We start from the raw sequence: 15,217 nt of genomic DNA, 5'->3' as shown, positions 1-15,217 counted from the left end.
CTTGAGGAGCTGACGACCATGGACAACGAGAAGAAGCTGCGCGACTACCTCAAGCGGGCCACCGGCCACCTCCGCGCCGCACACCGCCGGATCCAGGAGCTGCAGGTCCCCGAGCCGATCGCCATCGTGGCGATGAACTGCCGCTACGCGGGCGACATCCGGTCGCCCGAGGACCTGTGGCAGGCCGTGGCCGAAGGCCGGGACGGCATGGGTGACTTCCCGGCAGACCGGGGCTGGGACCTGCCGAACCTCTTCGACCCGGACCCCGACCGCGAGGGCCGCACCTACGCCCGCCAGGGCGGATTCCTCCAGGACGTGGACCAGTTCGACCCGGCGTTCTTCGGCATCTCGCCACGCGAGGCCCTCACCATGGACCCGCAGCAGCGGCTGCTGCTGGAAGTGGTCTGGGAGACCTTCGAACGGGCCGGAATCGACCCGGGCACCCTGCGCGGCAGCGACACCGGCATCTTCATGGGCGCCACCGACTTCGACTACGCCCGCGATCTGACCGAGCTCCCCGAGGGGCTGGAAGGCCAGATGTCCATGGGGGCCTCGGGCGCCATCCTCTCCGGCCGGGTCGCCTACACCCTGGGCCTGGAGGGACCGGCCGTTACGGTCGACACCATGTGCTCGTCGTCGCTGGTGGCGCTGCACATGGCCTGCCAGTCGCTGCGCCAGGGCGACTGCTCGATGGCGCTCACCGGCGGCACCACCGTGATGTCCACGCCGAGCGGCTTCATCGAGTTCAGCCGCCAGCGGGCGCTGTCCACCTCCTCCCGCTGCCAGGCGTTCTCCTCGACGGCCGACGGCACCGCCTGGGGCGAAGGCGTCGGAGTACTGCTGCTGGAACGGCTCTCGGACGCCCGCCGCAACGGACACACCGTGCTCGCGGTGGTACGGGGCTCCGCCATCAACCAGGACGGCGCCAGCAACGGCCTCACCGCGCCCAACGGCCGCGCCCAGCAGCGGGTGATCCGCCAGGCGCTGGCCAACGCCACCCTCTCCGGGACCGATGTGGACGTGGTCGAGGCACACGGCACGGGAACGTCGCTGGGCGACCCCATCGAGGCGACCGCCCTGCTCGCCACGTACGGCAGGAACCGACCAGCCGACCGGCCGCTGTGGCTCGGCTCGCTGAAGTCCAACATCGGCCACACGGCCGCCGCCGCGGGCGTCGGCGGCGTGATCAAGATGGTGCAGGCGATCCGCCACGGGGTGCTGCCCAGCACCCTGCACATCCAGGAGCCGTCGCCCAACGTGGACTGGTCCTCGGGCGCCGTCGAACTGCTCACCGAGGCCCGGCCGTGGCCGGAGACCGGGCGGGTCCGCCGCGCCGGGGTGTCCGCCTTCGGCGCCAGCGGCACCAACGCCCACGCCATCATCGAGCAGGCCGCCGAGGCCACCGGGCCCGCGGACACGTCAACCGAGGGCGTGGCACCGGTGGGCGGCGCGGCGGTGCCGTGGGTGCTGTCGGCCAAGACCGAGTCGGGTCTGCGGGGCCAGGCGGAGCGGCTGCTGGCGCGCCTCGCGGAGGATCCGGAGCCGTCCCCGGCGGATGTGGGCTTCTCGCTGGCCACCACCCGCGCCCGCTTCGACCACCGCGCGGTGGTGGTCGGTGGCGGCGTCGAGGACTTCCGCGCCGGGCTGACGGCGCTCACCCGGGCGGAGCCCGGTGGCCTCGTGGCCCAGGGCGTGGCGGGCCACGCCGGGAAGCCGGTGTTCGTGTTTCCGGGGCAGGGGTCGCAGTGGGTAGGGATGGCGGTGGAGTTGCTGGATTGCTCGCCGGTGTTCGCGCGGCGGATCGCGGAGTGCGAGGCGGCACTGGCAGCGTTCGTCGACTGGTCGTTGACGGGGGTGTTGCGGGGTGCGGGGCCGGGGTTGGAGCGGGTGGATGTGGTGCAACCCGCCTTGTGGGCGGTGGTGGTGTCGTTGGCGCAGGTGTGGCGGGCGTGTGGTGTGTCTCCTGCTGCTGTGGTGGGGCATTCGCAGGGGGAGATCGCGGCTGCGGTGGTGGCGGGTGCGTTGTCGTTGGAGGACGGGGCGCGGGTGGTGGCGCTGCGGTCGCAGGCCATCGGGCGTGGGCTGGCGGGGCGTGGCGGCATGATGTCCGTTTCGGAGGGTGCCGATCGGGTGCGGGAGCGCATTACCGCCTGGGATGGCCGTATATCGGTGGCGGCGGTCAACGGCCCCGGCTCGATCGTGGTGTCCGGCGACCCGGAGGCCCTCCGCGAGCTCCAAGCCGAGTGCGAGGCCGAGGACGTACGGGCGAAGCTGATCCCGGTGGACTACGCGTCCCACTCGGCCCATGTGGCAGCGCTCCGCGAGGAGTTGCTCGACCTGCTCGCCCCGATCCGCCCGCGCACCTCGGACATCACCTTCCACTCCACCGTCACGGGCACACCCCTGGACACCGCCGGTCTGGACGCCGGGTATTGGTACTCCAATCTGCGGGAGACGGTCGAGCTGGAGTCGGCGGTGCGGGCTCTGTCGGCCGCCGGGTTCGGGACGTTCCTGGAGATGTCCCCGCATCCGGTGCTGACGATGCCGCTCCAGGCGGCTGCCGAGGACGCCGTGGTCGTGGGGTCGCTGCGGCGTGACGCGGGCGGCCCGGAGCGGTTCCTGGCCTCGCTGGGCGAGGCGTTCGTCCGGGGTGTGGCAGTCGACTGGGCCGCGGTGTTCGCCGGGCTGGGCGCGTCCGTGGTGGAGCTGCCGACGTACGCCTTCCAGCGCCGGCGCTACTGGCTGGAGCGGCCCGCGGCGCAGGTGGCCGCCACCGGGGGCGACCCGGTGGACGCCGAGTTCTGGGATGCCGTCGAGCGCGAGGATCTGGCCGCGCTGACCGCCGCGCTGGAGGTGGACGCCGACGAGGAGCGGTCGTCGCTGCGGACCGTGCTCCCGGCGCTGTCCTCCTGGCGGCGCGGCCGCCGTGAGCGGTCCGTACTCGACTCCTGGCGCTACCACGTCACCTGGAACCGGGTGCCGGACCCGGCCTCGGTGGCCCTGACCGGCACCTGGCTGCTCGCGGTCCCGGCCGGAAACCTCGTCGGACACCCCGCCGGAAACCTCCTCGGACACCCCGCCGGACACCCCGGCACCGAGCTCGTCGACGCCGTACGCGGTGGCCTGGAGACCCACGGCGCAACGGTCGTCACCGTCGAGGTGGCCGAGGCCGACCGCGCCGCGGTCGCCGCGCGGCTCGCCGAGGCCACCGCCGGGGGCACCCCGGCCGGAGTGCTCTCGCTGCTCGGGCTCCCCGACGCACCGCACCCCGCACACGCGGGCGTGCCCATGGGACTCGCACTCACCCTCGCCCTCGTCCAGGCCCTCGGCGACACCGGGGTGGACGCCCCGCTGTGGCTGGCCACCCGTGGCGGCGTGTCCGTCGGCGGCACCGATGCCCTCGACAGCCCCGCCCAGGCGGCCGTATGGGGACTGGGCCGGGTCGCCGCCCTGGAACACCCCCAGCGCTGGGGCGGCATGGTCGACTTGCCGGACACCGTCGACGGCCGGGTGACCACCCGGCTGTGCGGTGCGCTCGCGGGCCGCCTCGACGAAGAGGACCAGCTGGCCCTGCGGCCCTCCGGGGTGTTCGTCCGGCGGCTGGTACGGGCCGCGGAGCACCGGGGGAGCGGCCCCGCGTGGACCCCCGAGGGCACCGTGCTGCTCACCGGCGGGACCGGCGGCGTCGGAGCCCAGATCGCCCGGCGACTGGCCCAGGCCGGTGCCGAACACCTCGTGCTCACCAGCCGCCGTGGCCCCGAGGCGCCCGGCGCCGACAAGCTCAAGGCCGAACTGACCGAGCTCGGCGCCAAGGTCACCGTGGCCGCGTGCGATGTGGCCGACCGCGCCGCGCTGGAGGCGCTCGTACGGCGGGTGGAGGCCGAGGGCCCGCCGATCCGTTCCGTACTGCACATCGCCGGTGCCGGTGTGCTCGTCCCGCTCGCCGACACCGATCTGGCGGAGTTCGCGGACACGGCGGAGGCCAAGGTCGCGGGCGCCGCGAACCTGGACGCCCTCTTCGACCGGGACACGCTCGACTCCTTCGTGCTCTTCTCCTCGATCTCGGCCGTCTGGGGCAGTGGCGAACACGGCGCGTACGCCGCCGCCAACGCCTATCTCGACGGGCTCGCCGAGCACCGCCGGGCCCGCGGCCTCACCGCCACTTCGGTGGTGTGGGGAATCTGGAGCCCCGAGGAGGGCGGGATGGCCGCCAACCTCGCCGAGGAGCAACTGCGCGGCCGGGGCATCCCGTTCATGTCCCCCCGGCTCGCCATCGACGCGTTCTGGCAGGTGATGGAGCGGGACGAGACCGTGGTCGTGGTCGCCGACGTGGACTGGGAGCGGTTCGTCCCCGTCTTCACCTCGGCCCGGCCCAGCCCGCTCATCGGTCAGGTGCCCGACGTGGCGCGGATCCTCGCGGCCGACGCCGACACCCGGGCGGACGCGACCGGTGAGTCCTCCTCGCTGCGTGACCGGCTGACCGAGTTGGCCCCGGCGGACCGGCGGGCGGCCGTGCTGTCGCTGGTGGGCTCGCAGATCGCCACCGTCCTCGGCTACCCCGGCCCCGAGGCCGTCGACGCCACGCGCGCCTTCCGCGAGTTGGGCTTCGACTCCCTGAGCGCCGTCGACCTGCGCAACCGCCTGGGCACCGCCACCGGGCTCCGCTTCCCCGTCACCGTCGTCTTCGACTACCCGAGCGCGGAGGAGCTCGCCGGACACATCGGCGCCGAACTCTTCCCCGATGACACCGCCGCCACCGCCACCGCCGCCACCGCCCTCGACCCCGAAGAGGCCGACGTCCGCGCGGCGTTGACCTCCATCCCCCTGCTCCGGCTCCGCGAATCCGGACTGCTGGACGAGCTGTTGCGGCTGGCCGGTTCCCACGGTCCGGCCACCGCACCGGCGGACGAGGAGCCCGCCGAGTCCATCGACGACCTGGACGTGGCTGACCTCGTGCGCATGGCCTACGACAAGAACGACCTCTGACGAGACTCGACTGCGGAGCTGACAATGGCAAACCCAACCGACAAGATCGTTGGCGCGCTGCGGGAGTCTCTGAAGGAGACCGAACGGCTGCGCCGGGTCAATCAGCAACTCACCGCCGCCTCCCGGGAACCCATCGCCATCGTGGCGATGAGCTGCCGCTACCCCGGCGATGTGCGCGGCCCCGAGGATCTGTGGGAGCTGGTCACCGGCGGCCGCGACGCCATCTCCGGATTCCCCGGCAACCGCGGCTGGGACCTGGAGAACCTCTACGACCCGGACCCCGACCGGCAGGGCACCGTCTACGCCACCGAGGGCGGATTCCTCCACGACGCCGACCAGTTCGACCCCGTGTTCTTCGGCATCTCGCCCCGCGAGGCCACCGTGATGGACCCGCAGCAGCGGCTGCTGCTGGAGACCTCCTGGGAGGCGTTCGAGCGCGCCGGAATCGATCCGGCGGCGCTGCGCGGCAGCAAGACCGGCGTCTTCGTGGGCGCCGCCTACCAGGGCTACATCCCCGACTGGCCCCATATGCCCGAGGGTCTTGAGGGCCACCTGGTCACGGGCATCTCCGCGAGCATCATGTCCGGCCGGGTCGCCTACACCCTGGGCCTGGAGGGCCCGGCCGTCACCATCGACACCGCCTGCTCGTCCTCGCTGGTCGCCCTCCACCTGGCCTGCCAGTCGCTGCGCCAGGGCGACTGCTCGCTCGCCCTCGCGGGCGGTGCCGCCGTGATGGGCGCCCCGATGGGACTCATCGGCTTCGCCCGGCAGCGCGGGCTGGCGCAGGACGGCCGCTGCAAGGCGTTCGCCGAGGGAGCCGACGGCATGGGCCTCGGCGAGGGCGTCGGCATGCTGCTGCTGGAACGCCTTTCGGACGCGCGGCGCAACGGCCACAAAGTGCTGGCCGTCGTGCGCGGCTCGGCCGTCAACCAGGACGGTGCCAGCAACGGCCTCACCGCCCCCAACGGCCGCGCCCAGCAGCGGGTGATCCGCCAGGCGCTCGCCAACGCCGCACTCACGGCGGAGCAGATCGACGCGATCGAGGCCCATGGCACCGGCACTCCGCTGGGCGACCCGATCGAGGCGGGCGCGCTGCTCGCCACGTATGGGAAGGACCGCGCGGCGGACCGCCCCGTGCTGATCGGTTCGCTGAAGTCCAACATCGGCCATCCGCAGGCCGCCGGTGGTGTCGGCGGTGTCATCAAGATGGTGCAGGCCATGCGCCACGGCCTGCTGCCCAGAACGCTTCACGCCGAGGAGCGCTCCTCGCGGATCGACTGGTCGGCGGGGGCGGTGGAGCTGCTGACCGAGGCCAGGGAATGGCCGCGCGGCGAGGAACCCCGCCGGGCGGCCATCTCGGCCTTCGGGGCCAGTGGCACCAATGTGCACACCATCATCGAGGAGGCGCCCGAGGAGGAGCATTCGGAGGACGCGGCAGAGGGAGACGCCCCGGTGGGCGGGGGAGTGGTGCCGTGGGTGCTGTCGGCGAAGAGCGCGGCGGGCCTGCGGGCGCAGGCCGAACGGCTGCTGACGCATGTGACCGCGCGCCCCGGGCTGTCCCCGGCCGACGTCGGCCACTCGCTCGCCACCACCCGTGGTCGCTTCGACCACCGAGCGCTGGTCCTGGGTGGCGACCGCGACGAGCTGATCGACGCACTGGGCGCGCTGGCGTCGGGCGGCGAGTCCCCGCGTGTGGTGCGCGGCGGGGGAGTGATGGCGACCGACGCCCGTCCGGTGTTCGTGTTTCCGGGGCAGGGGTCGCAGTGGGTGGGGATGGCGGTGGAGTTGCTGGATTGCTCGCCGGTGTTCGCGCGGCGGTTGGCGGAGTGTGAGTCGGCGCTGTCGGGGTTTGTGGACTGGTCGTTGACGGGGGTGTTGCGGGGTGAGGGTCCGGGGTTGGAGCGGGTGGATGTGGTGCAACCCGCCTTGTGGGCGGTGATGGTGTCGTTGGCGGAGGTGTGGCGGGGGTGTGGTGTGTCTCCTGCTGCTGTGGTGGGGCATTCGCAGGGGGAGATCGCGGCTGCGGTGGTGGCGGGTGCGTTGTCGTTGGAGGACGGGGCGCGGGTGGTGGCGCTGCGGTCGCAGGCCATCGGGCGTGGGTTGGCGGGGCGTGGCGGCATGATGTCCGTTTCGGAGGGTGCCGATCGGGTGCGGGAGCGCATTACCGCCTGGGATGGCCGTATATCGGTGGCGGCGGTCAATGGCCCCGGTTCGGTCGTGGTGTCCGGCGACCCGGAAGCCCTCCGCGAGCTCCAAGCCGAGTGCGAGGCCGAGGACGTACGGGCGAAGCTGATCCCGGTGGACTACGCGTCCCACTCGGCCCAAGTGGAGGAGTTGCGCGAGGAACTCCTCGACGTCCTGGCCCCGATCGCCCCGCGCCGCGCCGAGGTGCCGTTCTGCTCGACGGTCACCGGCGACACCATCGACACCACCGGACTCGACGCCGGGTACTGGTACTCCAATCTGCGGGAGACGGTCGAGCTGGAGTCGGCGGTGCGGGCCCTGTCCGCCGCCGGGTTCGGCACGTTCCTGGAGATGTCCCCGCATCCGGTGCTGACGATGCCGCTCCAGGCGGCCGCCGAAAACGCCGTGGTCGTGGGGTCGCTGCGCCGCGACGAGGGCGGCCCGGAGCGGTTCCTGGTCTCGCTGGGCGAGGCGTTCGTCCGGGGTGTGGCGGTCGACTGGGCCGCGGTGTTCGCCGGGCTGGACGCGTCCGTGGCGGACCTGCCCACGTACGCCTTCCAACGGCAGCGCTACTGGCTCGAAGGCTCCTCCGCACCCGCCTCCGCACCCGCCGAAGGCCACGCCGTGGACGCGGACTTCTGGGACGCCGTGGAGCGCGAGGACTTGGCGGCGCTGGCAGCCGCGCTGGAGGTGGACGCCGAGGAGTCGTCCCTGGCCATGGTGGTTCCGGCGCTGGCCGCGTGGCGCCGGGCGCGCCGCGAGCGGTCCGTGCTCGACTCCTGGCGCTACCACGTCACCTGGAAGCCCCTGGGCGACGCCCTCACCTCCCCCCACGACCGGTCGTCGGCCGGTGCCACCTGGCTGATCGCCGCGCCCGCCGGAGAGCCGGAGGGCCCACGCGTCGCGGAGGCGCTGCGGGAACGCGGCGCCCAGGTACGGCTGGTGGAGCTGACCGAGGCCGACGCCGTACGCGAGGCGCTCGCCCGCAGGCTCGGCGAGGCCACGGCGGATACGCCGCCGACCGCGGTGCTCTCGCTGCTCGCGCTCGTCGAGGATCTGTACCGCGCGGGCACGGCACAGCCGCTCGGGCTGGCCCTCAACCTCGCCCTGCTGCAGGCGCTCGGCGACACCGGCGCCGACGTCCCGGTGTGGTACGCCACGCGCGGGGCGGTGTCCGTGGGCCGCGCGGACGCGCTCGACCACCCGCTGCAGGCGCTCAGTTGGGGCCTGGGCCGGATCGCGGCCGTGGAGTACCCGCGGCGCCGGGGTGGTCTGGTGGATCTGCCCGGCACCCTCGACGACCGCGCCGTCGCGCGGCTGTGCGGTGTGCTGGCGGGCCGGCTGACCGATGAGGACCAGGTCGCGGTGCGCGCCTCCGGGGTCCACGGGCGCAGGCTGGTCAGGGCCTCGGCGGCGGCCGATGCCATCGCGCCGTGGCGGCCGCGCGGCACCGTGCTGGTCACCGGCGGCACCGGCGGCCTGGGCGCCCATGTGGCGCGCTGGCTGGCCCGGGGCGGCGCCGAACACCTGGTGCTCACCAGCCGCCGGGGCCCCGATGCCCCCGGGGCGGCCGAACTCGCCGACGAGATAAGGGAGTCGGGGGTCCGGGTGACCGTGGCCGCGTGCGACGCGGCCGACCGCGAGGCGCTGGCCGGCCTCCTCGCCACGCTGGACGCGGACGAGGCACCGCTCGACGCGGTCGTCCACACCGCGGGCGTCCTGGACGACGGGGTGCTCGACGCCCTCACCCCCGAGCGCGCCGACGGGGTGCTGCGCCCGAAGGTGGACGCGGCGCTCCATCTGCACGAGCTCACCCGTGACCGTGAGCTGTCCGCCTTCGTGCTCTTCTCCTCCTTCGCGGGCACGCTCGGCGGCCCCGGCCAGGGCAGCTACGCCGCCGCCAACGCCTTCCTCGACGCGCTCGCACACGCCCGCCGCGCCCAGGGTCTCCCCGCCACCTCCGTGGCCTGGGGCGCGTGGTCCGGCGGCGGGCTGGTGGACGAGGCCGTCGAGGCGCGGCTGCGCGCCAACGGTATGCCCGTGATGGCGCCCGACCTGGCGATCACCGCCCTGCAGCGTGCCCTGGACGTGGCCGACACCCATGTGGCCGTGGCCGATGTCGAGTGGGACCGGCTCATCGCCGCCACCCCCTCCCTGGACGGGGCCGCCGTGCTCGGCGAACTCCCCGACGCCCGGCGGGCGGAGGCGGCGGCCGCCACCGCGGGCGAGCGGGACACGCCCCTGGCCCAGCGGCTGGCCGGGCTGTCGCCGCAGGAGGCCGAGGAGGCGCTGGCCGACCTCGTCAGCACCGAAGTGGCCGCCGCGCTCGGCTACTCCGACACCGCGGCGGTCGAGGCCGGGCGCGCCTTCCGCGAACTGGGCTTCGACTCGCTGACCGCCGTCGATCTGCGCAACCGGCTGAACGCGGCCACCGGGCTGCGGCTGCCGGTCACCCTCGTCTTCGACTATCCGACAGTCACCGCGCTGGTCCGCTTCCTGCTCGCCGAGAGCGGCGCCGGTGAGACCGCGGCCACCGCCCCGGCGGGTCCGGTGCCCGCCGCCGTCGCGGTGGACGACGACCCGATCGCCATCGTGGCCATGAGCTGCCGCCTCCCGGGCGGGGTGACCACCCCCGAGGAGCTGTGGCGGCTGCTGACGGACGGCCGGGACGCCATCTCTGACTTCCCCACCGACCGCGGCTGGGACATCGAGGGCCACTACGACCCCGACCCCGACAAGCCGGGCACCTTCTACGCCACCGGTGGTGGCTTCCTCCACCAGGCCGACCACTTCGACCCCGAGTTCTTCGGGATCTCACCGCGCGAGGCGCTCGCCATCGACCCGCAGCAGCGGCTGCTGCTGGAGACCAGCTGGGAGGCGTTCGAGCGGGCCGGGATCGACCCGGCCTCGGTGAAGGGCACCCAGGCCGGAGTCTTCATCGGCGCCAGCTACAACGACTACGGCTCGCGCTTCACCCGCGCGCCCGAGGAGTTCGAGGGCTATCTGGCCACCGGCAGCGCCAGCAGCGTGGCGTCCGGGCGCATCTCGTACACCTTCGGTCTCGAAGGGCCCGCGGTCACCGTGGACACCGCCTGCTCGTCCTCGCTGGTCGCCCTCCACCAGGCGGCCCAGGCGCTGCGCCAGGGGGAGTGCTCGCTGGCGCTCGCGGGCGGTGTCGTGGTGATGTCCACGCTGGACACCTTCATCGAGTTCAGCCGACAGCGGGCCATGGCCCCCGACGGCCGCTGCAAGGCGTTCTCGGCGGACGCCGACGGCGCCGGATGGGCCGAGGGCGTCGGCATGCTGCTGTTGGAGCGGCTCTCCGACGCGCGGAGATACGGCCATGAGGTGCTGGCTCTGGTGCGTGGCTCGGCCGTCAACCAGGACGGTGCCAGCAACGGCCTCACCGCCCCCAACGGCCCCTCCCAGCAGCGGGTGATCCGCCAGGCGCTGGCCGGTGCGGGCCTGTCGGCCACCGATGTGGACGCGGTCGAGACCCATGGCACCGGCACCCGGCTCGGCGACCCGATCGAGGCGCAGGCCCTGATGGCCACCTACGGCCAGGGGCGGGATGCCGACCGGCCGCTGTGGCTGGGCGCGCTGAAGTCCAACATCGGTCACACCCAGGCCGCTTCGGGTGTCGCCGGGGTCATCAAGACGGTGCTGGCACTGCGCCACGGCGTGCTGCCGAAGACCCTCCACGCCGATGAGCTCTCGCCCGACGTGGACTGGTCGGCGGGGGCGGTGGAGCTGCTGACCGAGGCCCGGGAGTGGCCCGAGACGGGACGGCCGCGGCGCGCGGGTGTGTCCGCCTTCGGCGTCAGCGGCACGAATGTCCATGTGGTGCTGGAGCAGGGCCCCGAGCACACCGCGCCGGTGGCCGAGCGAACCGTCGACTCCGATGTGGTGCCGTGGGTGCTCTCCGCGCGTGGCGAGACGGCGTTGCGGGCGCAGGCCGGGCGGCTGCGTGCCCATCTGGAGGAGCGGCCGGAGCTGCGCCCGGTAGATGTCGGCTACGCGCTGGCGACGGGCCGCTCGGCCTTCGGCCACCGCGCCGTGGCCGTCGGCGCCGAGCGGGAGGAGCTGCTGCGGGGCCTGGCGGAGCTGGCCTCGGGGACGGCCCGGGAGACGGTGGCCGACGCCGGTAGGACGGCCTTTCTGTTCACGGGGCAGGGCGCCCAACGGCGCGGCATGGGACGGGAGTTGTACGACGCCTTCCCGGTGTTCGCGGCGGCGTTCGACGCGGTGTGCGCCGAGCTGGACCGCCATCTGGACGGCTCGGTGCGGGAGGTGGTGTTCGGCGAGGACGCGGAGCCGCTGAACCGGACCGTGTTCACCCAGACCGCGCTGTTCGCCCTTGAAGTGGCGCTGTACCGGCTGGTCGAGTCCTGGGGCTTGGCGCCGGACTTCCTGGTCGGCCACTCGGTGGGCGAGCTGGCGGCCGCCCATGTGGCCGGGGTGTTCTCACTGGAGGACGCCTGTGCGCTGGTGGCGGCCCGGGGCCGGCTGATGCAGGCGCTGCCGGAGGGCGGTGCCATGGTGTCGCTCCAGGCGGCCGAGGCCGAGGTGCTGCCGCATCTCGAAGGCCACGAGGACCGGGTGAGCGTGGCGGCGGTCAACGGGCCGCGGGCGACCGTCATCTCCGGTGACGAGGACACCGTCCTGCGGATCGCGGAAGCGACCGGGGCCAAGAGCAAGCGGCTCACCGTCTCCCATGCCTTCCACTCGCCGCTGATGGACGCCATGCTCGCCGAGTTCGGCACGGTGGCCGCCGGGATCGGCTACTCCGCGCCGCGCATCGCGGTGGTCTCCAACGTCACCGGTGAGGCGGCGGGCGAGGAGCTGTGCTCGCCGGAGTACTGGGTGCGCCATGTCCGCCGGGCGGTGCGCTTCGGGGACGGCATCCGCTACCTCACCGAGCGGAATGTGACCCGATTCGTCGAGCTCGGCCCCGCCGGTGTGCTCTCCGCAATGGGCCAGGAGTGCCTGGCCGAGACCGAGACCGAGACCGAAACCGACACCGACACCGCCGCCGAGACGGCGTTCGTCCCGCTGCTGCGCAAGGACCGCGGCGAGGCCGAGTCGCTGCTGGCCGGGGTGGGCCGGGTGCACGCCCACGGTGGCGCGGTGGACTGGGAGCAGGTGTTCGCGGGCCGTGGCGCCCACCGGGTGGACCTGCCCACGTACGCCTTCCAGCGGCAGCGCTACTGGCTGGACGCGCCCGCCGGCGTGGGCGATGTGGCCTCGGCCGGTCTCGGCGCCGCCGGGCATCCGCTGCTGGGCGCCGCCGTCGAACTCGCCGACAGTGGCGGCCTGGTGCTCACCGGGCGGCTGTCCACGCGCGGCCAGCCCTGGCTGGCCGACCACGCGGTCTCCGGTGTGGTCCTCTTCCCCGGCACCGCCTTCCTGGAGCTCGCGGTCCAGGCCGGGGACCGGGTGGGCTGCGACCGGGTCGACGAGCTGACCCTGCAGGCGCCGCTCATCCTCCCCGAGCGCGGCGCCGTCACCCTCCAGCTGGTGGTGGACCCGCCCGAGGAGGACGGCCGGCGCGCCCTGAACGTCTACTCCCGCCCCGAGGACACCGGCGGTGAGCTGCCGTGGACCCGGCACGCCACGGGTGTGCTGGCGGACGGTGCCGCCGAGGGCTCGTACGACCTCGGCGGGGCGTGGCCGCCGCCGGGCGCCGAGCCGATCGAGGTCGGGGATCTGTACGAGCGGTTCGCCGCGGGCGGCTTCGGCTACGGCCCGTCGTTCCAGGGGCTGCGCGCGGCCTGGCTGCGCGGCGACGAGGTGTTCGCCGAGGTACGGCTGGCGCAGGAGCAGCAGTCCGCCGCCACCGCCTACGGCCTGCACCCCGCCCTGCTGGACGCCGCGCTGCACACCATCGCGCTCGGCCCGATGCTTCAGGCGGGCGAGGGCCGGTTGCCGTTCTCCTGGACCGGGGTGACCCTGCACGCCTCCGGGGCCGGTGAGGTACGGGTGCGGCTCACACCCAGCGGCACCGACACGGTGGCCCTGACCGTGGCGGACACCATCGGACGGCCGGTGGCCACCGTCGAATCGCTGGTGCTGCGCAAGCGGCCCGAACGGCTCGGCGACGCCGCCACCGGCGGTGACTCGCTCTACCGGCTCGACTGGGTGGCCGCCGGCACCTCCGCGGCCACGCCCGAACAACCCTCCGGGCACTGGGCCCTGCTCGGCGACGACGACTTCAAGCTCGTCGGACTCGATATGCGCACATACCCGAACCTGGAGGCGCTGCCCGCCGACCCGGCCGCCGTGCCCGCCACCGTACTGGTGCCCTGCGCACCGGACCCCCAGGGCGTGGCCGACGCCGTACGGGCCGCGACCCACCGGGCGCTGGCGCTGCTCCGGGCCTGGCTGACCGAGGACCGGTTCGCCGACTCCCGCCTGGTGTTCATCACCCGGGGAGCGGTGGCCGCCGCGCCCGGCGCGGACGTACCCGATCTGGCGCACGCCGCCGTCTGGGGTCTGGTGCGCTCCGCGCAGTCGGAGAACCCCGGCCGGTTCGTCCTCGTCGACCTCGACGAGCACGAGGAGTCGGCGCTCGCCCTGCCGACCGCGCTCGCCCTGGACGAGCCACAACTCGCCGTTCGTCAGGGCGGCATCGCGGTGGCCAGGCTCGCCGCCACCCCCGTCCCCGACACCGCCCCGCCCGCCTGGGACCCCGAGGGCACGGTGCTGGTCACCGGGGCCACCGGCACCATCGGCGGGGTCATCGCCCGCCATCTGGTGGCCGAGGGTGGAGTGCGGCATCTGCTGCTCACCAGCCGCCGTGGCCCGGACGCCGATGGCGCGGCCGAACTACGTACCCAGCTGGAGGAGTTGGGCGCCCGGGTCACCCTCGCCGCCTGCGACGTGGCCGACCGGGAGGCGCTGGCCGCGCTGCTGGCCACCGTCCCCGCCGCACATCCGCTGACGGCCGTCGTGCACACGGCGGGCGTCCTGGACGACGGTGTGGTCTCCTCGCTCACCCCCGAGCGGATCGACCGGGTGCTGCGGCCCAAGGTCGACGCCGCGCTCACCCTGCACGAGCTGACCCGCCACCTGGACCTGTCCGCGCTCGTCCTGTTCTCCTCCATCGCCGGCACCTTCGGCGGGATGGGCCAGGGCAACTACGCGGCGGCCAACGCCTTTCTCGACGCCTTCGCCCAGCACTGCCGCGCCCAGGGCCGGCCCGTCCAGTCACACGCGTGGGGGCTGTGGGCCCAGCGCAGCGAGATGACCGGCAAGCTGGAGGGCGCCGATCTGAACCGGCTGGCGCGCGGTGGCATCGTCCCGTTCTCCTCCGAGGACGGCGCCGGGCTCTTCGACGCCGCACGCGCCGTGGACTCCGCCGTCGTGCTGCCGATGCGGCTCGACGCGGCGGGGCTCGGGGCGCGGCCCGGCGACGTACCGGCGCTGCTGCGCGGGCTGGTGAGGGCCGCGCCCGCCACCAGGCCCGCCCGGCTGACGGCCGCCGGAACCGGGGCCGCGCCCGCGCGGCCCGAGGGGCTCAAGCAGCATCTGACGAGCCTGCCGGAGGCCGAGCGCGGCCGGTTCCTGCTGGACCTGGTCCGCACCACCGTGGCCGGGGTGCTGGGCTTCGAGTCGGTGGCGGCCGTCGAGGCGGAGCGCGGACTGCTGGACCTCGGCTTCGACTCGCTCACCGCGGTCGAACTCCGCAACCAGCTCGGCAAGGCCACCGGCCGGCGTCTGCCGGTGACCCTGCTCTTCGACTACCCCACCTCCACGGCGATCGCCGCGTACCTGGAGGCGGAAATCGCCCCGGAGGCATTCACCACCGCGTCGATGACCTTCCCGGAACTCGACGCCCTGGAAAGCAACCTGGCCAAGGTCGCCGCCGATGACGGGGCGCGCACCACGCTCGCCTCGCGCCTGCAGGATCTGCTGGTACGGCTCGGCCAGGGCCCGGAGGAAGCGGAGGACGAAGCGGTCGCTGGCCGCATCGACGTCGCCTCGGACGACGAGATCTTCGACTTCATCGAGAACGAACTCGGCCTGTAGTGCACGGAGTTGGAATTCA

The 15,217-nt window shown here is 73.9% G+C and carries 2 protein-coding genes; both read left to right on the top strand.

What is annotated here, in order from left to right:
* Positions 1–18 precede the first annotated feature (18 nt).
* Complete coding sequence (locus tag J2Z30_RS14810) at positions 19–4,986, top strand: type I polyketide synthase (protein WP_209468680.1); 4,968 nt, start codon at positions 19–21, stop codon at positions 4,984–4,986.
* Positions 4,987–5,010: 24 nt separating this feature from the next.
* The gene (locus tag J2Z30_RS14805; RefSeq protein WP_209468679.1) at positions 5,011–15,198 is read left to right on the top strand and encodes a type I polyketide synthase; all 10,188 of its coding nucleotides are present in this window, start codon (positions 5,011–5,013) and stop codon (positions 15,196–15,198) included.
* Positions 15,199–15,217: the final 19 nt, after the last annotated feature.

The organism is Streptomyces iranensis (assembly GCF_017874715.1).
Lineage (GTDB): Bacteria > Actinomycetota > Actinomycetes > Streptomycetales > Streptomycetaceae > Streptomyces > Streptomyces iranensis.
Note: the sequence above shows the minus strand (reverse complement) of the source record. Positions and strands in the feature narration are given on the sequence as shown.

What these genes read in the sequence shown, in the direction of transcription:
- J2Z30_RS14805 (WP_209468679.1), top strand. Translation starts at nt 5,011, where the DNA reads ATGGCAAACCCAACCGACAAGATCGTTGGCGCGCTGCGGGAGTCTCTG.
- J2Z30_RS14810 (WP_209468680.1), top strand. Translation starts at nt 19, where the DNA reads ATGGACAACGAGAAGAAGCTGCGCGACTACCTCAAGCGGGCCACCGGC.